The following is a 24,960-nucleotide window of genomic DNA, read 5'->3' as shown; positions in this document are numbered from 1 at the left end:
CCCGAAGGCCCACTACCCGAAATGCGGGCAGTACCCGACATCGCCACCCTGCTCAACAAAGCCAAACACCAGGCAGAAAGCGCCGGCAGGGCGGAAAAGACACCGGCAAAACCGGCAAAGCAGGCCAAGCAGGCCAAGGGTTCCAGCGGTTGCGGCGTCGGCAACCACGAGCGCGGCACGGGCAACGAAACAGCCGATGCCGACCATGAAGGCAGCGGTGCCAGCGACACCACTAACGAGAATGGCCGCACACCGGCGAACGACCCGGACGAGCCGCCACCTTTCTAAACACTGGTTGAGCCGCGACGACGACCACCGCCATCCGGCATATAGCGACAAAGGCCCGGCGCGCAGCCACATCTTGAACGAGCGACGAGGTCCTGATGTGACAATGCAGATGCCCTGCCCGACAAGTGGGTATACCCTTCCCCGCAGCGGACAGATGACAAGCGGCGGGTTGTCGGAATATATGCTGGGTCTATGGTTTCCGTTCCTCAAGACACAGTTGTTGCCCGCGACCGACTATTGAGCCTTATCAACGAATTGGCAGTCGTCCGCGGACGTGTAACACTCTCCAGCGGCGAGGAAGCTAACTATTACATTGATCTGCGTCGTATTACCCTGCACCATGAGGCATCAAAGTTGGTGGGGCAAGTAATGCTCGACCTGATGGACAAGGCCGGATTCGACGGTATCCAGTCGGTGGGCGGTCTGACTATGGGGGCAGACCCCGTGGCAACGGCCATCATGCACGCTGCCGGTGATGCAGGCCGGGGAATCGATTCCTTCGTGGTCCGTAAGGCGCAAAAATCCTACGGTATGGGCCGCCAGGTCGAGGGTCCGGACGTCGCAGGACGGAAGGTCATCGCGTTGGAGGATACGTCGACCACGGGCGGTTCGGCGCTGACTGCGGTCGAAGCGCTGCGCAAAGCAGGTGCCGACGTCGTCGCTGTTGCTGTCATTGTGGATCGGAACACCGGCGCCGGTGACCGCATCGAGGAGGAAGCCGGTGTTCCGTACCTGTACGCATTCGGCAAAGACGAACTGGACGTTGACTAGCAACTGTTGGCTGACCTGGCACGGACTAACAGACGTTGGACGGCCAGTCGTGGGAATGACAACCGTAGTGTGACGGGGCGCGGGAGGAATCGTTGAGCGGGAAAATCGTCCTGAGGGAGCTCGCGGACACGGACATCCGGGCCGTGTCGGAGATCAATAACTCGGTTGTACCTGCGGTCCCGTACACCGACGAGCGGGGGATCGCGGATCTAATCCAGGTGTCGGGTTTGAGCTTGGTCGCGGTGCCGGAGGACGAGACGTCCCGTGTCGTGGGATTCGTGCTTGGCGTGCCGGCTGGTGCTGCTTACGACAGCGAAAACTTCCGCTGGTTCGAGCAGCGCGGCGAGCCACATTTTTATGTGGACAGGATCGTGGTCGCGGGTGGAATGCGTGGGCGGAACGTCGGCGTGCTCCTCTACGACGCTGTTTTTGAGCACGCCTTGGCCAACGGAGTCGAGCAGGTCACCTGCGAGGTGAACATCGACCCGCCGAATCCTGGATCGTTGAAATTCCACGGCCGGCTTGGATTCACCGAAGTGGGACGGCAACCCACAAAAGAGGGCACGGTAACGGTGGCCATGATGTCGCGAAAGCACGAGCCACCGCGCCACGGAGCGGGCGGCGACTGAACTGAGCGTGACGCCGCTGAGACGGCCCGGTGCCACATGTCTAAATCCCGCCTGGCGCAACCTAAATCTGTTCGAACAGGTCCGCGACCGAACCGAGGACCTGATTTGGCCTGAACGGGAATGCCTCGATGTCCTCTTCCTGAGTGATTCCGGACAAAACCAACACCGTGTGAAGGCCCGCTTCCATCCCCGCAATAATGTCGGTGTCCATCCGGTCGCCGACCATCGCCGTCGTCTCCGAATGAGCTTCGATCTGATTCATAGCCGAACGGAACATCATCGGATTGGGCTTGCCTACGATGTATGGGTGCCGTTTAGTGGCGGTGGTGATCAGCGCGGCTATCGATCCTGTAGCCGGCAGTGGGCCGTCTTTCGAGGGGCCGGTGGCATCCGGGTTGGTGGCGATGAACCGGGCACCTTCGATGATCAACCGGATAGCCTTCGTGATGGCTTCGAACGAGTAGGTGCGGGTTTCACCGAGGACAACAAAGTCCGGGGCCTCGTCGGTGAGGACGAACCCCGCCTCATGCAGTGCTGTCGTCAGCCCGGATTCGCCGATGACATAAGCTCTGCCGCCCGGCAACTGCTGCTTCAGGAATTGCGCAGTGGCCAGCGCGGAGGTCCAAATGTTCTCCTCCGGGATGTCAAGCCCCGAGCCGCTCAGCCTGGCACGCAGATCGCGTGGCGTGAAAATGGAATTGTTGGTCAACACGAGGAACCGCTTGGACGTGTCGACCCACCGTTCAATCAGCTCGGATGCGCCCGCAATGGCCTGGTTTTCGTGCACCAGCACGCCATCCATGTCCGTCAGCCAGCATTCAATGTGCTCGTTCTTCCGCATCCAAGGTCCCTTCGCTAGCTTGGGCGTCCGCATCAAGTCTTGCACCTTAGGGTTAAAGCGTGAAGGACAACGACGCCGGGCATCGCCCCACTTCCGCATCATACCCAGAGCCCCGCACTAAAGGGGGTGCGACGGTGCCTGGGCAGCGAGACCCGGCCGCAGCAGAATCGGCGCCCGCCCGGCCGAAAGTCGGCGTCGGCCCGTGGGACGGCCCGTGGCCGGAGGGCGGCCAATACGACCCCGAACTGCTCGCCGGGGGTGACACCCGGAACGTGGTGGACGAGTACCGCTACTGGAAGCATGACGCTATCGTGGCCGACTTGGACTCCCGGCGGCACTCGTTCCATATCGCGATTGAAAACTGGCAGCACGATCTGAACATCGGCTCGGTTGTCCGCACGGCCAATGCATTCCTGGCCAAGGAAGTGCACATTATCGGACGCCGGCGGTGGAACCGGCGCGGTGCGATGGTCACCGACCGATACCAGCATGTCCGCCATCACCCAACTGTTGAAGAGTTCACCGAGTGGGCCCACGGAGAGGGATTGCGGGTTGTGGGAATCGACAATTTCCCGGATTCCGTCCCGTTGGAGACGTATGATTTTCCTGCCAATTGCGTCCTCGTGCTGGGGCAGGAGGGTACGGGTTTGACCCCCGAGGTTCATGCGGCGGCCGACAGCACGTTATCCATTGCCCAGTTTGGCTCCACCCGGTCCATCAATGCGTCGGCGGCGGCAGCGATCGCCATGCACGCCTGGATGCGTCGGCATGCTTTCGGTCAGAGCGTTCAATAACAGGAGGAATTGTTGTGTGGGAAAACCTGGGCGTCAGTCCGGTGGAAGCGGCTATGGTGGCCGTCTCCGCGATCGGCATGTATTTCACCTTCCTTATCCTGATCCGGTTGCTCGGGCAGCGTGTTCTGGCGAGCATGTCCAGTTTCGACTTGGCGGCGATTATCGCGCTCGGGGCTGTGGCGGGCCGTTCGATCCTGGGCTACACCCCGACCTTGACTGCCGGCGTGATCGGCGTGGGGACGCTGCTGGCGATGCAAGCCATCACGGGCAGAATCAGACAAAGCCGCCGTGGCTCGGCCCTGGTCAGCAACCGCCCCCTGCTGCTGATGGCAGGACGTGATGTGATGACCGAAAACCTGCAACGCGCGCACATGGTCGTCGATGAACTTCATGCCAAGCTGCGGCAGGCGGGAGTGCGGACGACGTCGGAAATCGCGTGTGTGATTCTGGAATCCACCGGTGCTGTCTCCGTCATGCGGCGCGGCGAGCTTATCGATCCGGTGCTGCTGGACGACGTCCGCGACGCCGCCCGGATCCCGGCAGAACTGGTTGGGACACCACCGTCGGGGCCATAGGCCGAGGGCTCAAAAGTTCACACTCTCCGTAACGGCTTGGGACTCGTTAGGATGGACTCAGCCCCTGCAACATCTCCATTTCGAGTTACGAGGAGTTCCCATGCCCATCGCGACACCAGAGATTTACACCGAGATGATCGACCGCGCGAAGGAGGGCGGTTTTGCTTACCCGGCAGTGAACGTCACTTCTTCGCAGACATTGAACGCCGCACTGCAGGGGTTCGTCGATGCCGGTTCTGACGGCATCATCCAGGTTTCAACAGGCGGTGCCGGTTACTGGTCCGGCTCTTCAGTCAAAGACATGGTCGCCGGGTCCCTCGGGTTCGCCGCATTCGCCAAGGAAGTGGCCAGGAAGTACGACGTGAATGTCGCACTGCATACCGACCACTGCCCGCAGGACAAGCTCGATGACTTCGTCATTCCCCTGCTGGAAGCTTCGGAGGCCGCGGTGAAGCGGGGAGAAGACCCGGTTTTCAACTCCCACATGTGGGACGGGTCGGCCGAAACTGTCGAGCAGAACCTCCGCATTGCCGAGGATCTGCTGGCGCGTACCTCGGCCGCGAAGATGATCCTCGAGGTTGAGATCGGCACCGTCGGTGGCGAGGAAGACGGCGTGGCCAACGAGATCAATGACAAGCTCTACACCACGGTCGAGGATGGCATGAAGACCATCGAGGCCCTCGGCTCCGGCGACAAGGGCCGTTACATCACCGCGTTGACGTTCGGCAATGTCCATGGTGTCTACAAACCCGGCAACGTGAAACTGCGTCCGGAGATCCTCAAGGAGATCCAGGACGAGGTGGGCCGGAAGATCAGCAAGGAGCGCCCGTTCGACCTGGTGTTCCACGGCGGATCCGGCTCCAGCCAGCAGGAAATCGCCGATGCGGTCTCCTACGGAGTGATCAAGATGAATATCGACACCGACACCCAGTATGCGTTCACCCGTCCGGTCGCCGGACACATGCTGGCCAATTACGACGGCGTGCTCAAGGTGGACGGCGATGTCGGCAACAAGAAGATGTACGACCCCCGCGTGTGGGGCGCCGCTGCCGAAAAGAACATGGCCGCACGTATCGTCGAGGCGGCACAGTCCCTCGGCTCCGCCGGCAAGAAGCTTTAGGGGTACTGGATGTCAGGATTGCAAGGTAAAAGCCTGCTCGACGGTCCCGAACCGACGCTGCTGCCGGCCGAGCCTGAGGTCATCGAACGCCTGGAGGCCGGCGACGAACCGGTTGATCTGGCCGCCAGGTTCCCGTCGTCGTCGCTGGTGTGGGCCTTGCTGGCCAATGACGCGTACGCCGAGGGCAGCATCATCGAGTCCTATGCCTACGCCCGGGTGGGGTATCACCGCGGCCTGGATGCGTTGCGCGGTTCCGGCTGGAAGGGCCACGGTCCGGTGCCGTTCTCACACGAGCCCAACCGTGGATTCCTCCGGTCGCTGTATGCGCTGGGGCGTGCGGCCGGCGCGATTAATGAGGTGGAAGAGGCCGACCGGATTGCCAAATTCCTCAACGATTCGGACCCGGACGCAGCCGCGGAATTGAGTAAATAACAGTACCCAAACCCCCATACGGGCCAACCCCTTGTAGAATTGTTGACAAAGTAGAGTTGTTGACAAAACGACGTCAAGCGAGGGGAACGAATGGCACAGGGCCGCACCATCGAAACATTGGTGCAGGAGTCGACGCCGGCAATTATCGCCGGCAAGCTGCGGCACGCCATCGGCTATGGCGAGCTCACACCCGGCACCCGGCTGGGTGAAGCCGACCTTGCCCAACAGCTCGGGGTGAGCCGGGGGCCGCTGCGTGAGGCCATGCAGCGGCTGACCCAGGAAGGGCTGCTGACCAGCATCCGCAACAGGGGCTTGTTCGTCGCGTCACTCGGGGAGGACGATGTGCGGGATATCTACTTCGCCCGCACGGCCGTGGAAATGGCCGCCCTGGGCCGGGTGATGGCCGGCGACAACGCTGCCGCGGCTGAGCGCCTGCTGGAACCGGTCGCGGAGATGGACCGTGCCTCGGCCAACCACGATGCCGCCGGGGTGGGGGAGGCGGATATTTCGTTCCACGAGGCACTTGTGGAGCTCGCGTCAAGCCCTCGGCTGTCCCGGATGCATACCACCCTGCTGACCCAGACCCGCATGTGCATCACCGCGTTGCAGGAGACCTACCCGGAGCCGGACGGCCGGGTGGCTGAGCATACCGAGATTGCCGAGACCGTGCGGGCGGGGGAGACCGGCGCCGCCCATGAGCTGTTACAGGCACATATGGACGACGCCGTCACCCGGCTGCTCTCAGGGGCCCCCGGGCTCTTGTAAGGCACCTCTCGCGGCCACTTGTTGTCAGTCTGCCCGCGACCTGTTGTAAGCCAGGCCCGTTCTACTTGGACAGGCTGGTGACCGGCTTCTTGTTGTAACCGATCAGGTCGAACCCGGCGTCCTTCAGGTCGGCATCGTGGGAACCAGGGAGTTCGTCACCGCGCAGGGAGCGTCCGGCGGTTTCCCGCATCAGGATGATGGAAATGAGCCCAACGACCCCGGCGGCCATCAGGTAGAACCCCGGAACCAGATTGTTGCCGGTCACGTTGATCAGGCCTTCATTGACGGTTGCAGCGGTGCCGCCGAAGATCGCCGTCGAGATGTTGTAGCCGATGGCGAATCCGGAGTATCGCACTTGGGTCGGGAAGATCGCAGGCAGGGTCGAAGAGACCGAAGCGATCAGGATGACCAGCAACAGTCCCAGGACCCCCAAGCCGGTGAACTGGAAGAAGACACTGTCCGAATTGATCAACATGAATGACGGGACGGATAGCAAAATGTAGCCGGCGGCGGCCGTCAGCAGCAGCGGTTTCCGGCCAACGCGGTCGGTCAGCGCACCCATCGGCGTAATGACGATCATCATCACGATCATCACGGCCACCAGCATGAAGTTGCCTTGGGCCGTGGTCAGTCCAAGAGCGCTGCTCAGGTATGCAGGCATGTAGGTGAGGATCAAGTAGTACGCGATGTTGAGCAGCACCACGAAGCCCATCAGGACGAGGATCTGCCGCCAGTACTTGCGCAATAGGTCCCGCAAAGGGCGCTTCGTCGTCTCGTGCTTTGCTGCGGCTTCGGAGAACACCTCAGGCTCAGTCAGCCGCACCCGCAACCAGAGGGCAACCAGTCCCAGCGGCAGGGTGACAAGGAAAGGCAGCCGCCACCAACCGGCCAGCATGCCATCATCGCCCACGAGGAGGATCATCACCGTGCACAGCGCAGCCCCGGCAGTTGTCCCGGCCAGCGTGCCCAGTTCCAGGAACGAACCATAGAAACCGCGCTGCTTGTCCGGAGCGGACTCAGCCATGAATACAGCCGCTCCGCCGTACTCGCCACCGGCCGAGAAGCCCTGGATGATGCGCAGCAGGATCAGCAATGTGGGCCCCAGCATGCCAGCCACCGCAGTGGGAGGCAGCAAGCCGATGGCCGCCGTCGCGCCGGTCATCATGGTGATGGTCAAAACCAGCACCTTTTGCCGCCCGATCTTGTCGCCCAGCGGGCCGAGGACGATACCGCCGAGCGGACGGAAGAAGAAGGATATTGCCAGGATGAGGAAGGCGTAGAACACGCCCAGCCCGCTTCCATCTCCGCTGCCGCCCAGGAATAGCTGGCCCATATAGATGGCCAGGTATCCGTACACCGCGTAATCAAACCATTCGACGGCGTTGCCGAGGGCGGAGCCTGCAATTGCCCTGTGCAAGGTCTTGCGTTCGGCCGGATCCATGTCCTTGACGGTTTTCCGGCTCGGGTAATATTCAGGAGTTTCGCTGGGTGGGGGCACAGGGGCCCCCTGGTTCTCCGTTGTCATCGTTGCCTTACTTCTCGAAGGGAACAGCGTGCATTGGTGCGAGGCAACCGGCTGGAGTTACTCCAGCTGACCGGAAGTGATTCTCATACACATTAGTGCATATACGCGCGCCGCCGTCGTCATTTCGGTAACACTGACAGATTCGTCAGGCTGATGGGCCTGGTCGTTCAGCCCGCCCGGGCCAAGGACGATGGTGTCAACTGAAAAGTCACGGGCGATGAAACCGCCGTCACACGCGGCTGTCCAACCACCGACCGGGCTCTGCCCGCCACCGGCGTCGGCAAGGGCTTCCACTGCCGCGGATACCACCGGGCTGTCGGCGCTGGTGCGGAAGCCGGGCATTTCCATGGTGACGTCGAGTTGGACGGAGATTCCGTCCGTGTCGATACCGGCTTCGCCGATCTGCTTCCGCAAGGCGGCGGCGAGTTGTTCCGGGTCCTCGTCTGGCATTAATCGCCGGTCCAGGGAGACAGTGCAACCGGCGGCAACAATCGAGGTGCCGTGCCCGCCTTCGATCCGGCCGACGTTCCAGGTGCCGTGTCCCAGCAGCGGATCGGGGTCGGTCGCCAAGCGCTCACCGTCGTGCCGGATCAGCTCCAGCACACGGGAGGCGGCGTCGATGGCGTTCCGGCCGTCGGTCGGATTGCCGGAATGGGCGGCGATTCCGGTGACGGTCAGTTCGAAATAGCTGTCGCCGCGGCAACCGATGACGGTTTCGAGGTCGGTGGGCTCGGCGACGATGCAGGCCGCGTATGCGCCCGGACCTGCAGACCGGTCCGCGCCGGCCGTTGTGGGGACGTCGTTATGCACGGCGGCGGCCTGCCGGGCAAATGCCCGGATGCCCAGACCATGTTCCTCCTCGTCCACGGCACACACCAGCTGCACCGGGGCCGGCAGCTCGGTCCCGGCCCGCGCCAGCGCGCCCATGGCAACGACGACGGCGGCCAGACCACCTTTCATGTCGGTTGACCCGCGCCCGTACAACCTGCCGGCCTTGAGCACAGGAGTAAACGGGTCGCGGCTCCAACCGGCCCCTGCGGGCACCACATCCGAGTGGCCCAGGAAAATGACCGGTGCTGCACCGGGACCGGAACCACCCGGCAGGGTCGCCACCAGATTGGGCCTGCCGGGCGCGGCTTCGGCCACTTCCGTCTGTAGCCCGTAGTCTTCGCAGGCCTGGCGCAGCACCTCAACCGCCGCCGCTTCGGTGCCGCCGGGATTCTCGCTGGCGGCGGCAATCAGCTTCGACGTCAGGTCGACGAGTTCGTCCTCGTCGACCTGGTCGAGGACGTGCTGTTCGGCGGCGGTGAGCGGCGACGTCAACGGGCTCCCTGCACAGCGGCAAGTTCCTTGTCCATGGCATTGGCGAGGCGCTGCACGCCTTCCTCAATCCGCTCCGGGCTGGAGGATGCGAAGCACAGCCGCAACGCGTCGTCGAACTTGCCCGACGGCGACAAAGCCGGCCCCGGAATGAAGGCCACTCCTTCGGCCAGCCCCGTTTCGAACAGCGATTGGGCGGAGATTTGCGCATCCTCGCCTTGCAGGGTCACCCAAAGGAAGAAACCGCCTTCGGGGTCGGTGGACCGGATGCGGTCCCCTAAGTGCCGGTCCAGGGATGCCTGCATCGCCTGCTTGCGTTTCAGGTACTCCGTGCGGAGGCCGGTGAGGTGTTCGTCCAGCCCGCCACGGCGGATGAACTCGGCGACAATGTGCTGGTTTGGCACATTGGTGCAGGTGTCCATCGCCTGCTTGGCACTGATGACCAACGGCCGCAGTGATGGATCCGTGTTGACCCAGCCAACCCGCAGCCCCGGAGCCAGGATCTTGGAGAAGGTCCGCACCGAAAACAGCAGCGGATCTTCCGGGCTGATGGAGTGGAATCCGCCGACGTCTTCGCCGGCGAAACGCAACAGGCCATACGGATCATCGTCGATAATCACGCTGTTCCACTCGTGGGCCAGCTCCAGCAGCCGCTTCCTGCGGGCGACCGACAGCGTTGTTCCTGACGGATTCTGGAAGTTGGGGATGACGTAAATGGCCTTGGGGGTCCGGCCGGCCTCGTTGACCAAGTCCGGTAGTGCCTCGACGACCATGCCGTCTTCGTCCATGGGGACTTCCAGCAGCTCCGCTCCGTAACTCAGGGCCGTGGCACTGCCGTTGGTGTAGGTGGGGCTTTCGATTGCCACCAGGTCTCCGGGATCGACGAAGATCTTGCAGGCCAGGTCCAGGCCCTGCATCCCGCCGGCAGTGATGGTGATCCGCTCGGCCGGTGTCGGTTCGGCAGTGGTGGCGAGGTAGTCCACCAGCTGATTCAACAGCCGGGGCTCACCCTCGCTGGCTCCATAGGTGAAGGACTCGCTGTCGAAAATACTGCCGGCGATCTCCCGGAAGACGTCCGTCGGGACGGCCTCATTGGCCGGCGCTCCCATGGCAAATCGGACAATGTCGTGCTTTTGCTGTGCCAACAGGGACGTGCTGGAGTCAATAATGGACCCCACAAGCTGATCGGCACGCCGTGCGAGGGGCAGGGTCTGCGTATTCATTCTCAACTCCTTATCTGTTTCAGCTGACGGGGGAAACTGGTGAAAGCCTCGACGCCGTTGGCGGACACCCTGAACGGTTCGGACAGTTCATAGCCGTAACCCTTCATCCACATCCCGCCGATCAGGTGGAAGGTCATATTCTCTTCGAGGATGGTGTCGTCCTCGGTGCGGATACTCACGGTACGTTCGCCCCAATCCGGCGGGTATCCCAGCCCGATGGAGTAGCCAAGACGGGATGGTTTCTCCAGACCCTGGGCCCACAGCACCTCGTTCCAGATCCTGGCCAGCTCGCGCACCGGCAACCCCGGCTTAATGGCGTCCATGACAGCGTTGATGCCTTCGTCGGCGGTTGAGGAAACCCGTACCAGCTCGTCGGAGGGCTGCCCCAGAATCACTGAACGGGCCAGCGGGGTGTGGTACCGCTTGTAGGCTCCTGCGAGTTCCAGCACCACCGCCTGGCCTTCTTCAAAGCGGTCTTCGGTCCACGTCAGGTGCGGGGCGTCGGAGGCTTCGCCAGTTGGCATCATGGGAACAATCGCGGGATAGTCGCCGCCCACTTCCTCGGTCCCGGAGATCTGGGCCCGGCTGACTTCGCCGACCACATCACATTGCCGGGCGCCGGGGCGGATCACGTCCAGCGCGACGCTCATGGCCGCGGTGGCGACGGTGGCTGCCTTGCGCATCAGCTCAATTTCGCGGTCCGACTTGATCAGCCGGACCCAGTTGACCAGTTCGTAGCAGTCGACAAAGTCCCATTCCGGGATGGCATTGACGAAGGCCCGGTATCCCTTGGGCGAGAAGAAATGGGCATCCATTTCCATCCCGATGTAGCCGTCGGCACATTCGGCCACGACGCCGCGCTCGCGGAGCATGAAGGACACCCAGTCGAAGGGATGGATATGGGGCCGGTGGATGTACCGTTCCGGATAACCGATGATCTGGTCCATCGGCATCCAGGACGTGCGGAAGCCGGGCCGCGCATCCATTTCCCGGGCGAAGAACAACATGTCGCCCTCGGCGGGGACGAATAGAATCTGCGGGGTGTAGAACGACCAGGCGTTGTATCCGGTCAGATAGTTGATGTTCGCCGGATCGGCAATGAGCAGGGCGGAGAGCCCCTGGGCCGACATGCGGTCCCGTACCCCGGTAAGCCGTTCAGCATACTCTTGTGCAGAAAAATCCAGATCGGAAAAATCCACCGCCGAACACCGTCCCTTCACAGATTGTCAACAATTATCACGCTACGTCCGTTACCACGTCGTCAACAAGAGACACGCGGGTATTTTTGAACCATCTGGCTGCCGCCTGCCGCCTGCCGCCCGCCGACGCGGGACCGAGAACGGCCTTCCCCGCCCAAAACGCTTGTCCGCACGGCCACTGTTGACACCGGGGGGCCATTCTCGACACCGGGGCCGTTCCCGCCGATGCACCACACCAGGCGGGCCGGTGCCGGACCGGGCGGTGCCGCCCCGTACCGGCGGGCCACCGGCGAGGGCGCCGGATCAGGTTTTGGGGATGGCCAGGTACTTGTACTCGAGGAACTCCTCTATCCCGACCTTTCCCCCTTCTCGTCCCAGCCCCGACTGCTTGATGCCGCCGAACGGCGCAGCCGGGTTGGACACCAGGCCGGTGTTCAGCCCCACCATTCCCACTTCCATCTCGTCGCCGAGCCGAAGCGCCAGGTCCACGTCCTGGGTGAACAGGTAGCCGACCAGGCCCCACGGGGTGGCATTGGCCAGCCGGAGGGCCTCGTCTTCGTCGTCGAAAGTGATCACCGGTGCCACCGGACCGAAGATCTCGGTGTCCATCAGATCCGATTCCGGGTTCACATCCGCCAACACCGTCGGCGGATAGAAATACCCCGGCCCGTCCTGCTTCGTTCCGCCGGTCACCACGGTGGCGCCACGGCCGACGGCGTCGCTGACCAAGGCCTCGACCTTGGCCACGCCATCGGCATCGATGAGCGGGCCGACGTCGACCCCGTCCTCAGTGCCGTTGCCCACCGTGCGGGCGGCCATCCGCTCGGCCAGTTTCGAGGTGAAGTCGGAGGCAATCGAGCGGTGCACGAAGAACCGGTTGGCGGCCGTGCAGGCCTCGCCCATGTTCCGCAGCTTCGCCATCATCGCGCCATCGACCGCCTTGTCCAGGTCCGCATCGCGGCAGACAACGAACGGCGCATTGCCGCCCAGTTCCATGGACGTGCGCATCACATTGTCCGCGGACTGGCCGATCAGGATCTTGCCCACCTCAGTGGAGCCAGTGAAGCTGACCTTGCGGGCAATACCGGAGTTCATCCAGGTGCCGACCACGCTGCTGGAGCTGGACGTGGTGACCACATTCAACACACCGGGCGGCAGGCCCGCTTCGACCAGGATGTCCACCAGCGCCAGCGAGGTCAGGGGAGTCACCCCAGCGGGCTTGAACACCATCGTGCACCCGGCGGCGATGGCCGGACCGATTTTCCGGGTTCCCATGGCCAGCGGGAAGTTCCAGGGGGTGACCAGCACGCACGGACCCACCGGCTGCTTGCTGACCAGGATGCGGTTCTTGCCGTCGCCTGTGGTGGTCTGGTCGCCGCCGACCCGTACTGCCTCTTCGGAGAACCAGCGGAAGAACTCGGCGCCGTAGGCCACTTCGCCCCGCGCCTCGGCCAAGGGCTTGCCCATTTCCGAGGTCATGATCAGGGCCAGTTCTTCGGCCCGGTCCATGATGATGTCGTAGGCCCTGCGCAGGATCTCGCTGCGGGTCCGCGGCGGGGTCCTGGCCCAATCGGCCTGGGTGTCGCCGGCGGTTTCGATGGCCCGGCGGGCGTCGGCGCTGCTGCCGTCTGCCACCGCGGCAATCACCTCGCCGGTGGCCGGATTCTCCACGTTCATGGTGGATCCGCCCTCGGCATCCTGCCACTTGCCATCGATGAACAATCCGGTGTGGATGCCGGCTATCAGGTCTTTTACGTCGGTCATGGTGATCCTCCCGGTTGTTGTTGGTTGGTGCTGCTGTCGGCGGGGGTGCTGACGTCGGTGCTGCCGTCGCTGCCCGTGCCGCCGTCGAGCAGCTGGGCCAGATGGAGCGAGGTGCGGTCCGGTTCCAGCTGGTTGACCTGCATCAGGCAACTGAACCCGTCGGTGAGCACCGGCACGGAGTCGTCGGTGGCCTGCAGCGCCGGTATCAGCGCCTGTTCTGCGACCTGCATGCTCACGTCATAATGCTCGGCCTCGAAACCGAAGTTGCCGGCAACTCCGCAGCATCCGGTCGCCTCCCGGACCTCTGTGACCCCTGCCGCCTTCAGCGCTGCCCGCTGGGTGGATTCGCCGAACACGGAGTACTCGTGGCAGTGGGTCTGCACCGTGACGGCCTCCGGAGCCTGGCCATCGCGCCATTGCGGCGTCCAGCCTCCGGCGGCCAGTTCCGTCACCGCCGAGGCAAAGCTGGTGACTCTGTCTGCGACGCGGTGTGCGGCGTCGGTGGGGACCAGCTTGGGCAGGTCTTCCTTGAGCGCGGCGGCGCAACTGGGTTCGACGACGACGATCGGCCGGTCGGTGCCGTCGTCGAGGGTGCCGGCTGTCTTGTTCAGGATCTTTTTGGCCGTGCCGAGCTGCCCGGTGGAGATCCACGTCAGGGCGCAGCACGATTCGGCATTGCACTGCACCGTCTTGTCGGCATCGTTCAGCACGCGTTGGGCTGACCCGGCGACTTCGGGGCGGAAGCCGCGGGTGAAGGTATCGATGAACAACACGACGTCGGAGGTCTTGGAGCCGGCGTCGGCGTCCTTCCCGCTACCGGCCCCCAGCGCCCGCCGCAGTGCTGCCGCCGTCGTGAATCTGGGCAGCACTCGGTGGGGTGTGACCCCTCCCAGCCGGACCGCGAGATGACGCAGCGGGGTGGCCAGCAGCAGGTTCACCAGCGGTGCCATCCTGGTGGTGAGTTTCAGCCAGCGGGGCAGCCAGCCCAGCGAATAGTGGGAGAGGGGACGACGACGGCCGGCGTAGTAGTGGTCGTAGAACTCCGACTTGTAGGTGGCCATATCCACGCCTACCGGGCAGTCCGTGGCGCAGGCTTTGCAGGACAGGCACAGGTCAAGCACCTCGCGCGCGTCGTCGGACCGCCAGCCTTCCTCAACGGTTTTCGCCCCGCGGACCATATCCTGCAGCACCCGGGCGCGGCCGCGGGTGGAATCCTTCTCGTCGCGGGTGGCACGGTAGCTGGGGCACATCACGCCGCTGGTATCCGAGCGGCACTTGCCCACCCCCACGCATCGCTGGATCGAGTCGACGAACGGGTCGACGCGCTTCTGCCCGTCGCCCGAGGGCTGCACGGGCGTCAGATCGAAGCTGGTCCGCCACTGGCGGTCGGGGACGCCTTCCATCCAGAGGTTGTCCATCATGCTGTCCGGGTCCACCAGCGAGCCCGGATTGAGCCGGTTGGCCGGATCCCAGATCTGCTTGAACCTGGCGAAGGCTGACAGGATCTGCGGCGAGTACATGATCGGCAGCAGCTCGGACCTGGCCCGGCCGTCGCCATGCTCACCGGAGAGCGAACCGCCGTGCCGGACCACCGTCTGTGCCGCCGCGCGCAGGAAGCTGGCCATCACCTTCCTGCCGTGGTCGGTGCGCTGGTCGAAGGTGATCCGCACATGCATGCAGCCGGCTCCGAAGTGGCCGTAGAGCACTCCGTTGAGGTTGTACTCGTCGAGCAGGGCGAGCAGGTCGGCCAGATAATCGGCCAAGTGCTCGGGGGCGACGGCGGCATCTTCCCAGCCGCCCCACGATTCGCCGCCGGAGTACAGCCGGGTGGCCAGCCCCGCGCCCTCCTCGCGGACCCGCCACAGCGAGGCGCGTTCTGCCGCATCCGGAACCGGGCGCCCTTCGACCAGCCGGCCGTTCTGCCGCAGCCGGTCCAGCAGCTCGTCCGCTTCGGCCGCCACCGCGTCGGCGTCCTCGCCGTCGAGCCCCACGTACAGCCAGGCCTGGCCGTCCGGCAGGCCCTGCACGGCGTCTTTTCCCCGGCGCGCGCGCAGGGTCTTGACGATCTTCTCGTCGATCCCCTCGATCGCCGACGGCTTGAACTCGAGAATCGTCATCACGTCGGCGGCCGCATCCACCACGTCCTTGTAGCCCAGGCTGACCAGCAGCGGCGCCGTGGGGGTGGTGACCAGCTTGACGGTGGCGGAGACGACGACGGCGCAGGTCCCCTCACTGCCCACCAGCGCCCGGGCCACATCGCAGTGGTTCTCGGGCAGCAGGTGCGCCAGGTGGTAACCGGAGACCTGGCGCGGAATCTGGTCGAGCTGGAGCCGGAATTCGGCGAGGTTGTCCGCCGCGAGCCGCTTGAGTTCGGCTGTGATGCTCTCTGCCCGGCCGGACGCCTCGGTGTCCTGCGGATCGGTGGCTTCCAGCCCGGTGCGGGTCGCGGTCAGCCGCAGCCCGTCGGCAGTGACCAGATCCAGGCTGATCACATGGTCGGTGGTGCGACCGTAACGGACCGAGTGGTTCCCGCAGGCGTCGTTGCCGATGGCCCCGCCGAGGGTGGCGCGGCTCTTGCTGGACGGATCCGGGGCGAAGGTCAGGGCCCCGCCGGTGGCCTCCTGGACCACCCGCTGGAACGTGGTCAGCACGATGCCCGGTTCGGCGTCGGCCGTGAGGTTTTCCTCGTCGATGGCAGTGACTGTATTCATGTACCGCGACATATCCATCACCACGCCGGGACCGATGCCATTACCCGCCATCGACGTGCCGCCGCCGCGGGAAATCAATGCGATGCCATTGCGGTGGCAGTAGCGTACGGTGGCGACGACGTCGTCGGCATGGCGCGGAAAGACGACGCCGACAGGTTGGATCCGGTAGTTCGAAGCGTCGTAGGAGTACTCCGACAGGCGACGCGTGCTGGTATCGACATGCAAGCCCGCAGCCTCAAGTTCAGCCAGGGTGCCGCCAGTGGTGGTCAATGGTCCCATTGGCGGTCTGCGACCTGCCTTTCCGTGTGTTGCCTTGCGGCGTGGGTCACGTCGGTCATGGCTCCATCGTCGGGGCAACTGGCCGGATTGTCAACAATCCACATTGACACGTTCAACGCCGCTTCCTAGAGTCAGGATCATGTCCGCGGAACAGCAGAAACCAAAACTCGTCGTCCTCGGCGGCGCCGATCATCCCAAGCCCGCGGGCATGGAGCCAATTGAGCAGCGCGCTCACGTGCATTACGTGGACGCTGACGGGTTGGCCGACGCGCTTCCGGGCGCCGATGCGCTGCTGCTGTGGGACTTCTTTTCCTCGGCGTTGAAGGACTCCTGGCCGCACGCCGACAGCCTGCGCTGGGTGCACGTGGCGGCCGCCGGGGTGGACGCGATTCTCTTCGACGAACTGGCCGGATCCGACGTCGTCATCACCAACGCCCATGGCACCTTCGACCGGCCGATCGCCGAATATGTGCTGGCCACCATCCTCGCGGCCGACAAGGACCTGTACCGCAGCCACGACCTGCAGCGCGAGAAGACCTGGCAGCACCGCGAAACGCGGCTGGTGACCGGGTCCAAGGCGCTGGTTATTGGCACCGGTGGCATTGGACGGGAGACGGCCCGGCTGCTCCGCGCGGCCGGGCTCGAGGTGCGCGGCGCCGGCAGGACCGAGCGGCAGGACGACGACTTTGGCGCCGTGCTGGCCACCTCCGAACTCGTCGACCACATCGGCTGGGCCGACCACGTCATTACCATTGCGCCACTGACCGAGCAGACTCGCGGGATGATCAACGCCGACGTGCTGGCCGCGATGAAACCGTCAGCGCATCTGGTCAACGTGGGGCGTGGACAATTGGTCGACGAGGCCGCGTTGATTGAGGCGCTGACCTCCGGTTCCATCGCTCAAGCGTCGCTGGATGTGTTCGAGCAGGAGCCGCTGGATGAGTCCAGCCCGCTGTGGACCATCCCGTCCGTCCACATTTCCGCGCACATGGCCGGCGACGTCGTCGGGTGGCGGGAAACCCTTGGCGGGCAGTTCAAGGAGAACGCCTCAAGGTGGCTCGACGGCGGCGAACTGGCCAACGTGGTCGACAAGCAGCGCGGTTACGTCCCCGGGCGCCGTTGAGCCGGCCTGCAACGCTTGACTCAACTGTGACCTGCAACTCGAAAAGCATGGCGCTTCTCAGCTAGACTTGGCTGGTAAGAGCCCCTTTCCTCTTACCTGTCGACGGCGCAGAACGAGCCCGGCGTAAGATGCACAAGGGGCGTTTTCATGCTCTGTTTGATGTAGGGCTCATCGGCGGACGCCGGACCGGAAGGCAGGAGTTTCCATGCCCGCAATCGTGATTGTCGGTGCCCAGTGGGGCGACGAAGGTAAGGGCAAAGCGACCGACCTACTCGGCGGGCGCGTTGACTACGTGGTCAAACCAAACGGCGGCAACAACGCCGGCCACACCGTCGTCGTCGGCGGTGAAAAGTATGAACTGAAACTCCTCCCCGCCGGCATCCTCAGCCCCAACGTGGTTCCCGTCATCGGCAACGGCGTGGTGGTCAATCTGGAGGCGCTGTTCGACGAGATCGACGGCCTCAATGCCCGCGGCGCCGATACCTCGCAGCTGCGGATTTCGGCGAACTCCCACTTGGTGGCGCCGTACCACCAGGTGATGGACAAGGTCACCGAGCGGTTCCTGGGCAAGCGCGCCATTGGCACCACCGGCCGGGGGATCGGACCGGCGTACATGGACAAGGTGGCCCGACTCGGCATCCGCGCCCAGGACCTGTTCGACGAGTCCATCCTGCGGCAGAAGGTCGAAGGCTCGCTGCGGCAGAAGAACGAACTGCTGGTCAAGGTCTACAACCGCCGCGACATCGGCGTCGACGAGATCGTGGACTACTTTCTCAGCTTTGCTGAGCGGCTGCGCCCGATGATTGTCGATTCCTCACTGCTTCTCAACGACGCGCTGGACGAGAACAAGGTGGTGCTGCTCGAAGGCGGGCAGGCGACCTTCCTCGACGTCGACCACGGCACCTACCCATTCGTGACGTCATCGAACCCGACAGCGGGAGGCGCCAGCGTTGGATCCGGCATCGGCCCGACCCGGATCAGCCGGGTGGTGGGCATCGTCAAGGCGTACACCACCAGGGTGGGCGCCGGCCCGTTCCCCACCGAGCTGTTCGACGACATGGGCGAATACCTGCAGAAGACCGGCGGGGAATTCGGGGTCAACACCGGCCGTCCCCGCCGCTGTGGCTGGTACGACTCCGTACTGGCGCGGTACGCCAGCCGGGTCAACGGATTCACCGACTACTTCCTCACCAAGCTCGACGTGCTCACCGGTCTCGACCGCATCCCGGTCTGCGTGGCTTACGACGTCGACGGCATCCGCCACGACGAAATGCCGATCACCCAGACCGACTTCCACCATGCCGAACCGATCTTCGAGTACTTCGACGGGTGGACCGAGGACATCACCAAGGCGAGGACTTTCGAAGACCTGCCGGGCAATGCGCAGTCCTACATCCGCGCGCTGGAGAAGCTGTCCGGCACCCGATTCTCCGCGATCGGCGTCGGCCCGGACCGGGAGCAGACCATCGTGTTGCATGATCTGATTACAGGGTAGGTTGATTGGCTCAACTCCTGGATTATTCCACCAACGGGCCAAGGTTATTGGGGCTCAGGATTCAGTTGTTCCTCGTGTCCGTCTTTTTTGCGCCGGAGGTATTTCCAAGTCTGGAACGGCTCTGAGCATAAAACGATCAAAGTGCGGAACTGTGAATCCGGCATAGCCATGTGAAGGAGTGTAAAGCAACCCCATGCTGATCAATTCGGAGCGAGTCGGTGCCAACTGGGTTGACTCCCGCTCCATTATCCCGGCAACGTCCGCAGCTTTTTGGGATTCGGGCCCAAGCTGTGCCATAGCTCGCATGTAAGCGATTTGAAGTGGTGTAGCCCTATCCAAGCGCACCCTGAAGAAAGATGAGTCGAGCTTGGCTTCGTATGCGTCTTTGGCATCTTCGACGTCCTCCAAGGTTATAGTGTTCCCCTCGGCTACTGCCCAGACTTGGTATCCAAGTTCCTGGATAAAGTAGGGATACCCTTCGGTTAGCTCGAACGCGCGATATATGGCCTCGTTTTGGAATTCGACGCCTTCAAGCTCTGCCGACGCGACCAGAGCGGTTCTTGCATCGTCAAACGAAAGAGATCCGATATTTGGGAACTTGAACAGCCGCTCTGCGTATGATTTTGCGTCGCCTGCCAGCTCTTCAATTTGTGGCAGCCCTGCGCCGACAAAAGTTAACGGCAACTTCTTTTGCACGGTCTTATGTATAGCTTGGATGATTGCTTCCAGCTGCGATCGGTTGAGAAATTGAACCTCATCAACCAATAGCACAAGGCCAGTTCCGTGCTCCTTAGCTGCCTCCCCTATGGAAATCAGAACGTCGGTAAGATCCAATACCAAGTCGCCATGATCTGCGATACCTTCGGCCGGTGGAATGTCCAGTGACAGAATAGGGGCTCCCGACGCTGGTTCGATCGATAGGCTAAAGGACCGAAGGGCTTGGGCGGCCGCTTTGGCCTTGTCTCCCCATTTAGCCGTTGGGGATATTTGATAGAGCGCCGTACGTAGCTGTGCATATATGGTTTGCCGAAAGCGTTCATCGTCGTGTTTGCTGGCCTCCAGCTCCAAGACTCGCCATTTATGCTCCTCGGCAACTTGTCGAAACTCACCGAGCAGTACTGTTTTTCCCACGCCTCGAAGTCCGGCGATGATCATGGATTGGTTGGTTCGGCCTCGATCGAGTCGACCCAACAGGACCAGGAAGTCTTGTATGTACTCATCACGACCGCTGACGATCTCTGGTGTGGCCCCCGCATTAGGGGTGTAAGGGTTTTTCACTGGGTCCATGTGGCCATTTTACTCCATTTAGTTAACTTTATCGCACTCTTATAAAGTGGCCTAAAGTTGATAACTTCCGTTCCCTGCTGTCAGTGACCCGCCTGCTCTCCCTCGCCCCTTCCGAGTTGGGCCTTGTAGGCTTTAAAGCCCATGGACCATCTGCAGTGAAGAGGGCTCGGAATGAAAGTCAGTGTTGGCCAATTTCACCCCGGTGGGGTGATGGACGAGAACATCGCCACTATGCGCCGTCTCGCGGTGGAAGCCAAAGCCGATGGTGCGTCGCTGGTGATCTTCCCGGAAGAATCGATGTTTACTGTCGGTTTGGTGGAGGGCGACTTCATCGCGGCAGTGGATGAAAACTGGTCCAAGTTCGTCCAGCAACTGTCGTTTGTCGCCAGCGAAGTGCAAATCGCGATTGTGGCAGGCGGCTATGAGTCCAGCGGCGAGGAGCGGCCGTATAACACCTTGGTGGTGGTTGACGACGAAGGCCGGATAGTCGACACCTACCGCAAACTGCACCTCTACGACGCGTTCTCTTACCAGGAGTCAAAGCGGATCAAGCCCGGCGACACCGGCATCAAGACGGTCAATATCGGCGGCCTCAACGTTGGCATTATGACCTGCTACGACATCCGCTTCCCGGAACTGGCCCGGGTGATGGCGGACGCCGAGGTCGATCTGATCGCCGTCGCTGCGGCCTGGTTCAAGGGCGATCACAAGGTTGAACATTGGGAGTCACTGCTGAAGGTGCGCGCCATCGAGAACACGGTATGGGTGGCGGCGGCCGGAACGTCCAGCGATCACTGCATCGGCCACTCAGTCATCCTCGATCCGATGGGTGTTCCCCATGGGTACCTCAACGACGAGCCGGAGGGGCTCGTCACGGTGGATGTGACCAAGCGGCGGATCGACGAGGTCCGTGAGTTCCTCCCGGTGCTGAAGAACCGGCGGCTGGAAACATCTCCAACCATCGTCGAGAGTCACTGAACGATCAACTCCGGCGCCGCCAATTCAGTATGCCGCACGACAAACCCAACCCGGTGGCCATGATTCCTCCAGCGGCCATGAGGTTCAGGCCCGCACCTGTCTGTGCCAGCTGCGGGCGGCCGGACACTGTCGCCGGCTGATGTCCCGAAGGCACTTGGCCCCCGGGACGAGGGGTGGTGGGAGTGGCCGGTTCATTGCTTCGGAGCTCAGCGGCCTGCGTGGCCGAGTCGTGCTGCGTCGGTCTCGGAGACTCTTCAGGCGTTGCCGGTGTGGCGTGTTCCGGCGCTGCGGCTTCCGTTTCCGGTGTTGCCGCTGGAGCAACGCACACTGTTTCTTCGGGGATGCCGTACGACGACGTGTAGGGCAATGTCCGTGCGCTACCCGGCAAAGAAGCCACAACGGTATAGCACCCGGGACCTGGAAAAGGACCAAAGGTCCGGCTGCGATGTTGTCCGTTGCCAGCGGGTATGGTCATTTTCGTGAATACCGGTGCCTCCTTCGGCACTGTTGCCCGTTGGCGTGGTGCCTCTTCCAAAGGACCGTACATGGTCAGCCGGATCCGGGCGTCTTCGGGCATGTCGTCCGGCAAACCACCCACTGTCACCATATCGGTGGCCGTGTCGCCCACAACTGCCTCGCGCCGGGATAGTTTGGTCTTGACCTCCGCGTGCCATGGGACCAAGGTGGTTTCGTGGGCGACACCGAACTTGCTCTGCCAGGGTTTGACAAACTGCGCCGCCTGTTCAGGCTTGGTGCTCACCGGATCAATCGTTCCGGTCCATACGTAGTAGCCCGGATCTGCCACTTTCAGGGACGGCGTCTCGTAGGTGCCGGGACCGTGGACTCTGGTGGTTACCGTTCCAACTTTTGGTGTGCCGGTAGGGACAGTCCCGCTCAATTCCGGCTTCTGGTCGAGCGGGCCCCAGAGCGTGGATTTCACTGCTACCGACAGCGGTTTGCCGGTAGTGGGCTGATGCAGCCATCGATTCGGGGAATCCTGTCCGGTGTCCGCCGCCGACACTGTCAGAATGTCGTGCACCCGGCTGCCCGGATCCGCCCGCTCGCGGGAAGTTTGCGTAGTGACTCCAGGCTGGAATGCAGGTAATGCAGCGACTTTTGCCACGGTTTCCTCGGTCGTCAGCACCGGGGCCGTGAGCAGTCGTTGCGCGGACTCCCGGTTCGGTGCCAGCCAACGGACAGCATCAGAGGGAGTTGCGGGCACCTCAACTCTCAGCGTTCCGGTGCCGAGGGTGGTTCGGTCCAGTTGCAGCATTCTTTGGCTGGTTTGGCTGGTTTGGCTGGTTTGGCTGGTCCAGCTGGTCCTGGTGGTGCCATCCGTGAAGGTGAAGGCACCTGTCACCTCGGCCATGACCCTTAAACCCCCGACCGGGGTGTTGTCCGCGCCGAGGACCGCAATTGCGGCTTCGCTGACCAGCCCCGACTCAGAGTCGTCTCCCATAATGATCCGGATGGAGTAGGGACCTGCATTATCCAGCGCTGTCATCGTCATGGACTTCGCGGATTCGACGATTCCGGCAGGCAAGTTCTCCTGCTGGATGAACGTTGCCATCTTGGCGGAGTCCCACGCCATGCCGGGCGAGGTCATCGCCCAGACCGACAATTGTACGGCTGCCGCCGTGTGTTTCTTTGAGGTGCTGCCCCAACGGTTCAACACGTAGGCCAGTGCGGCGTTTTCGTCCGGAGTCAGCGCGTGACCATCGCTGCGGATAAATCGGCCCTGGTGGCCGCCGTCGTAATCCTGTGCATACCGCGGGGCCAGCTTGTCGAAGTCAGTGCAGTACGCCGTCCGGCCATTGTCGTTGACGTACTGGCCAACGAAATGGTTGGTGCCTCGGATTCCTGCACCTTTGTTCCACTCATGCTGACCTGCGGTGGCCGGGTCAACTGATCCGGGGACGAACAGCCAACTGCACAGCATCAGCGCGATGACTGCCGCCGCGCGACCCGTCCAGTGGGCAGTCGGTGTTCCGCGCCGTGGTCTTCCAGACGTGAGGCGAGGCCGGGGCGTGATGGAATGGCGGCTCGACAGCAAGGATCCTCCAAGGCTTCAGGATGAACGTGTACTGAAGCCACCCTTCCGGGCACCGCCTTAACCCGGTAGTCCGGACTATTCCGATGTGGAGGGGGCCGGTCGGCCGGCCCTGTGTGGAGGACAAGACGGAGGCCCTCACGTGGGGCCGGTCCGGGATGGGGCTACATATCAACTACGGGCTGACTCGTCGCAGTTCTCTGTCAGCCATTGCTTCACCGGGTCGAGGGCGTCCTGCAGTGCCTCGCTGTTGAACTCAGGGTTCTCCGAACCATCCGAGGCGTCAGGGGACGGGACCTGGACCGTGCCGTCATCGGCGCCGCTGCCGCCGTCGCCGCTGCCATCTTCAGTTTTGCTCTCCACGGGTGAATCTTTGCCCCCGGCCCGCTCGCCGGCGGCGACGCGTTCGCCGAATGTATCGATCAGCAGCTGCACGCGGGCGAAATCAGCCTTCAGAGCCTCAGGTGCGGAACGTTTCATCTTCGCAATTTCGTCTTCGGCATTGTCGATTTCCCGAGCGTCACCGCTGAGGTTGAGGCTCATGGGCAGTACAGCGACGGCGACGACGTTGGCAGCGACGGCGGTGCAAGCCCCGGAACGGGAGTTGTACCTGCCCCATTTCCCGGAAGCCGTGGAGGTGGCGTCGGGTGAGGCTTCCGAGGACTCCGGCGACGGTGAAGGGCTGGAGCCGGTCGTCTGTTCCGATGAGGGCGGTTGCGACGGCTCGCTGGTTTCAGGATCGGAGGGTTCATCTGTGCAGCCGGTGAGTACGACGGCGGCGGCCAGCGCGCACGCTGCCGTCCAGCGGCGGCGGGAACGCCGATGACGAATAGCCGGCGCTGGCAAAACGTCTCCGACGGTCTGGCTGTTCACCGGTTGCCACCTCTCCATACAGACACCGGACCTTATAGGAAACACCCTACGCGTGCTGTACATTGAGCGGCCAGCGGTGGCTCCGGCCCCGGCGCCGGGCACGTATTCTATGGGCAGGCGGGAACGGCACTGCCCAGTGTCGGGGCCGGGCAAATGCGACATCGTGCCGCGACCAGTGCGGCACCGGTGAACCAAAGGGGTGCGCGCGATATGCGGATGCTGTTCCTGATTGTCCGCGTCGCCGCGCTGGTGACCGGTTTGTGGGCGTTGATGTGGCGCGCAGACTGCGTGTTCGCCACCGGTACGTGCCTGGCCGCGAACCTGTTCAGCTACTTCACCATCCACAGCAACATCATGCTGGTCCTGGTGCTGATGATTGCCATGTATTACGGTGCTTCGTCCATTCACGAGCCGGAGTGGCTCACCGCTGCCCGGGCCCTGACAACTACGTACATGATCGTCTCCGGTACTACCTTCGGCGTGCTGCTGGTCAATGCCGACCTGCTCAATCACCTGTTCCTGGTTCCGCTGTCCTCCAAAGTGCTGCATTTCGTGCTGCCGGCGTATGCGGTGCTGGATTTCCTGTTGGTGCCGGCCCGTCACCGCTTGCACTGGAGCATCGGCTGGTTGTCGATGATCTTCCCGCTCATTTGGACGGTTTATACCCTGATTCGCGGGCGCCTGGCAGGCTGGTATCCCTATTTTTTCCTCAACCCGGATTTGGTGGGCGGTTATCGGACGGTGTTGATTTATGCCGGCGTGCTCGCCGCGTTCATCCTGCTGGTTTCATTCATCGTTGTTGCCCTCAGCCGGTTGCCCATTGCCAAGCTGCCGGAGGACTGAATGGGTACCGAGTGGATAACGCTTGTGTATCAATAACGGACGGTGCGCCCTGCCGGTGGGATGATGGAAAGATCA

At 63.0% G+C, this 24,960-nt stretch carries 22 protein-coding genes; 12 read left to right on the top strand and 10 right to left on the bottom strand.

Features of this window, described 5'->3' with window-relative positions; translation table 11 throughout:
• The 3 genes from H535_RS0110025 to H535_RS0110015 all read left to right on the top strand — a co-directional run.
• Positions 1 to 288, top strand: a 288-nt coding sequence (locus H535_RS0110025; RefSeq protein ID WP_211236568.1) for a hypothetical protein, incomplete at its 5' end; no start/stop codon positions are given.
• 192 nt (positions 289 to 480) lie between these two features.
• Positions 481 to 1,059 carry an orotate phosphoribosyltransferase gene (gene pyrE, locus H535_RS0110020; protein ID WP_026819442.1) on the top strand — a complete coding sequence of 193 codons (579 nt, stop codon included), beginning with the start codon at positions 481 to 483 and terminating at the stop codon, positions 1,057 to 1,059.
• 92 nt (positions 1,060 to 1,151) lie between these two features.
• On the top strand, positions 1,152 to 1,688 hold the full coding sequence (locus H535_RS0110015; RefSeq protein WP_051298962.1) for a GNAT family N-acetyltransferase: 537 nt from the start codon (positions 1,152 to 1,154) through the stop codon (positions 1,686 to 1,688).
• A 61-nt stretch (positions 1,689 to 1,749) separates the two neighbouring features.
• Here H535_RS0110015 and H535_RS0110010 read toward each other — a convergent pair whose 3' ends face one another.
• Positions 1,750 to 2,529 (bottom strand): HAD-IIA family hydrolase, encoded by a 780-nt coding sequence (locus H535_RS0110010; RefSeq protein WP_211236567.1) that lies wholly within the window; start codon positions 2,527 to 2,529, stop codon positions 1,750 to 1,752.
• A 134-nt stretch (positions 2,530 to 2,663) separates the two neighbouring features.
• Between H535_RS0110010 and H535_RS0110005 the strand changes: the two genes are divergently transcribed.
• From H535_RS0110005 to H535_RS0109985, 5 genes are all read left to right on the top strand, one after another.
• Positions 2,664 to 3,323: a TrmH family RNA methyltransferase gene (locus H535_RS0110005; RefSeq protein ID WP_026819439.1), complete on the top strand. Its 660-nt coding sequence runs from the start codon at positions 2,664 to 2,666 to the stop codon at positions 3,321 to 3,323.
• A 14-nt stretch (positions 3,324 to 3,337) separates the two neighbouring features.
• Entirely contained in the window at positions 3,338 to 3,898 is a 561-nt protein-coding gene (locus tag H535_RS0110000) for a DUF421 domain-containing protein (RefSeq protein WP_026819438.1), read from the top strand.
• A gap of 100 nt (positions 3,899 to 3,998) precedes the next feature.
• A complete protein-coding gene (gene fbaA / locus H535_RS0109995; protein WP_026819437.1) occupies positions 3,999 to 5,018 on the top strand; it encodes a class II fructose-bisphosphate aldolase in 1,020 nt (339 codons plus the stop codon).
• Positions 5,019 to 5,027: 9 nt separating this feature from the next.
• Positions 5,028 to 5,450: a DUF3151 domain-containing protein gene (locus tag H535_RS0109990; protein WP_026819436.1), complete on the top strand. Its 423-nt coding sequence runs from the start codon at positions 5,028 to 5,030 to the stop codon at positions 5,448 to 5,450.
• Between the two features lie 90 nt (positions 5,451 to 5,540).
• Positions 5,541 to 6,215, top strand: coding sequence for a GntR family transcriptional regulator (locus H535_RS0109985; protein ID WP_026819435.1), 675 nt, complete (start codon positions 5,541 to 5,543; stop codon positions 6,213 to 6,215).
• Positions 6,216 to 6,276: 61 nt separating this feature from the next.
• Here the strand turns inward: H535_RS0109985 and H535_RS0109980 are convergent, their stop codons facing one another.
• The 6 genes from H535_RS0109980 to H535_RS24645 all read right to left on the bottom strand — a co-directional run bounded on the left by H535_RS0109980 (position 6,277) and on the right by H535_RS24645 (position 16,236).
• Positions 6,277 to 7,740 carry an MFS transporter gene (locus H535_RS0109980; RefSeq protein WP_245580253.1) on the bottom strand — a complete coding sequence of 488 codons (1,464 nt, stop codon included), beginning with the start codon at positions 7,738 to 7,740 and terminating at the stop codon, positions 6,277 to 6,279.
• A 57-nt stretch (positions 7,741 to 7,797) separates the two neighbouring features.
• A complete protein-coding gene (locus H535_RS0109975; RefSeq protein ID WP_026819433.1) occupies positions 7,798 to 9,063 on the bottom strand; it encodes a M20 family metallopeptidase in 1,266 nt (421 codons plus the stop codon).
• Positions 9,060 to 10,283 carry an aminotransferase-like domain-containing protein gene (locus H535_RS0109970; RefSeq protein ID WP_026819432.1) on the bottom strand — a complete coding sequence of 408 codons (1,224 nt, stop codon included), beginning with the start codon at positions 10,281 to 10,283 and terminating at the stop codon, positions 9,060 to 9,062. The genes H535_RS0109975 and H535_RS0109970 overlap by 4 nt, the downstream gene beginning before the upstream one ends.
• 2 nt (positions 10,284 to 10,285) lie before the next feature.
• Positions 10,286 to 11,482, bottom strand: coding sequence for a M24 family metallopeptidase (locus H535_RS0109965; protein WP_281171238.1), 1,197 nt, complete (start codon positions 11,480 to 11,482; stop codon positions 10,286 to 10,288).
• A gap of 303 nt (positions 11,483 to 11,785) precedes the next feature.
• Complete coding sequence (locus H535_RS0109960; RefSeq protein ID WP_026819430.1) at positions 11,786 to 13,246, bottom strand: NAD-dependent succinate-semialdehyde dehydrogenase; 1,461 nt, start codon at positions 13,244 to 13,246, stop codon at positions 11,786 to 11,788.
• Positions 13,243 to 16,236 (bottom strand): FAD-binding and (Fe-S)-binding domain-containing protein, encoded by a 2,994-nt coding sequence (locus tag H535_RS24645; protein ID WP_051298961.1) that lies wholly within the window; start codon positions 16,234 to 16,236, stop codon positions 13,243 to 13,245. Before H535_RS24645 ends, H535_RS0109960 begins: the two co-directional genes overlap by 4 nt.
• 139 nt (positions 16,237 to 16,375) lie before the next feature.
• On the opposite strand from H535_RS24645, the gene H535_RS0109950 reads away from it, so the two are divergent.
• A complete protein-coding gene (locus H535_RS0109950; RefSeq protein WP_035769037.1) occupies positions 16,376 to 17,359 on the top strand; it encodes a D-2-hydroxyacid dehydrogenase in 984 nt (327 codons plus the stop codon).
• A gap of 205 nt (positions 17,360 to 17,564) precedes the next feature.
• Positions 17,565 to 18,854 (top strand): adenylosuccinate synthase, encoded by a 1,290-nt coding sequence (locus tag H535_RS0109945; protein ID WP_026819428.1) that lies wholly within the window; start codon positions 17,565 to 17,567, stop codon positions 18,852 to 18,854.
• A 54-nt stretch (positions 18,855 to 18,908) separates the two neighbouring features.
• On the opposite strand, the gene H535_RS0109940 is transcribed toward H535_RS0109945, so the two are convergent.
• Positions 18,909 to 20,141 (bottom strand): AAA family ATPase, encoded by a 1,233-nt coding sequence (locus H535_RS0109940; protein ID WP_026819427.1) that lies wholly within the window; start codon positions 20,139 to 20,141, stop codon positions 18,909 to 18,911.
• Positions 20,142 to 20,312: 171 nt separating this feature from the next.
• Between H535_RS0109940 and H535_RS0109935 the strand changes: the two genes are divergently transcribed.
• Positions 20,313 to 21,119 (top strand): carbon-nitrogen hydrolase family protein, encoded by an 807-nt coding sequence (locus H535_RS0109935; protein WP_026819426.1) that lies wholly within the window; start codon positions 20,313 to 20,315, stop codon positions 21,117 to 21,119.
• 4 nt (positions 21,120 to 21,123) lie between these two features.
• Here H535_RS0109935 and H535_RS0109930 read toward each other — a convergent pair whose 3' ends face one another.
• Both H535_RS0109930 and H535_RS0109925 read right to left on the bottom strand, forming a co-directional pair.
• Complete coding sequence (locus H535_RS0109930; RefSeq protein WP_026819425.1) at positions 21,124 to 23,058, bottom strand: hypothetical protein; 1,935 nt, start codon at positions 23,056 to 23,058, stop codon at positions 21,124 to 21,126.
• A gap of 282 nt (positions 23,059 to 23,340) precedes the next feature.
• On the bottom strand, positions 23,341 to 24,042 hold the full coding sequence (locus tag H535_RS0109925; RefSeq protein WP_026819424.1) for a hypothetical protein: 702 nt from the start codon (positions 24,040 to 24,042) through the stop codon (positions 23,341 to 23,343).
• A 210-nt stretch (positions 24,043 to 24,252) separates the two neighbouring features.
• On the opposite strand from H535_RS0109925, the gene H535_RS24640 reads away from it, so the two are divergent.
• Positions 24,253 to 24,885 carry a Pr6Pr family membrane protein gene (locus tag H535_RS24640; protein ID WP_035769034.1) on the top strand — a complete coding sequence of 211 codons (633 nt, stop codon included), beginning with the start codon at positions 24,253 to 24,255 and terminating at the stop codon, positions 24,883 to 24,885.
• The last annotated feature ends 75 nt before the right edge of the window (positions 24,886 to 24,960 follow it).

This window comes from Arthrobacter castelli DSM 16402 (genome assembly GCF_000430705.1).
In the GTDB taxonomy this organism is placed as follows: Bacteria; Actinomycetota; Actinomycetes; order Actinomycetales; family Micrococcaceae; genus Arthrobacter_C; species Arthrobacter_C castelli.
The sequence above is the reverse complement of the archived record's forward strand: the minus strand, read 5'-3'. Positions and strand labels throughout refer to the sequence as shown.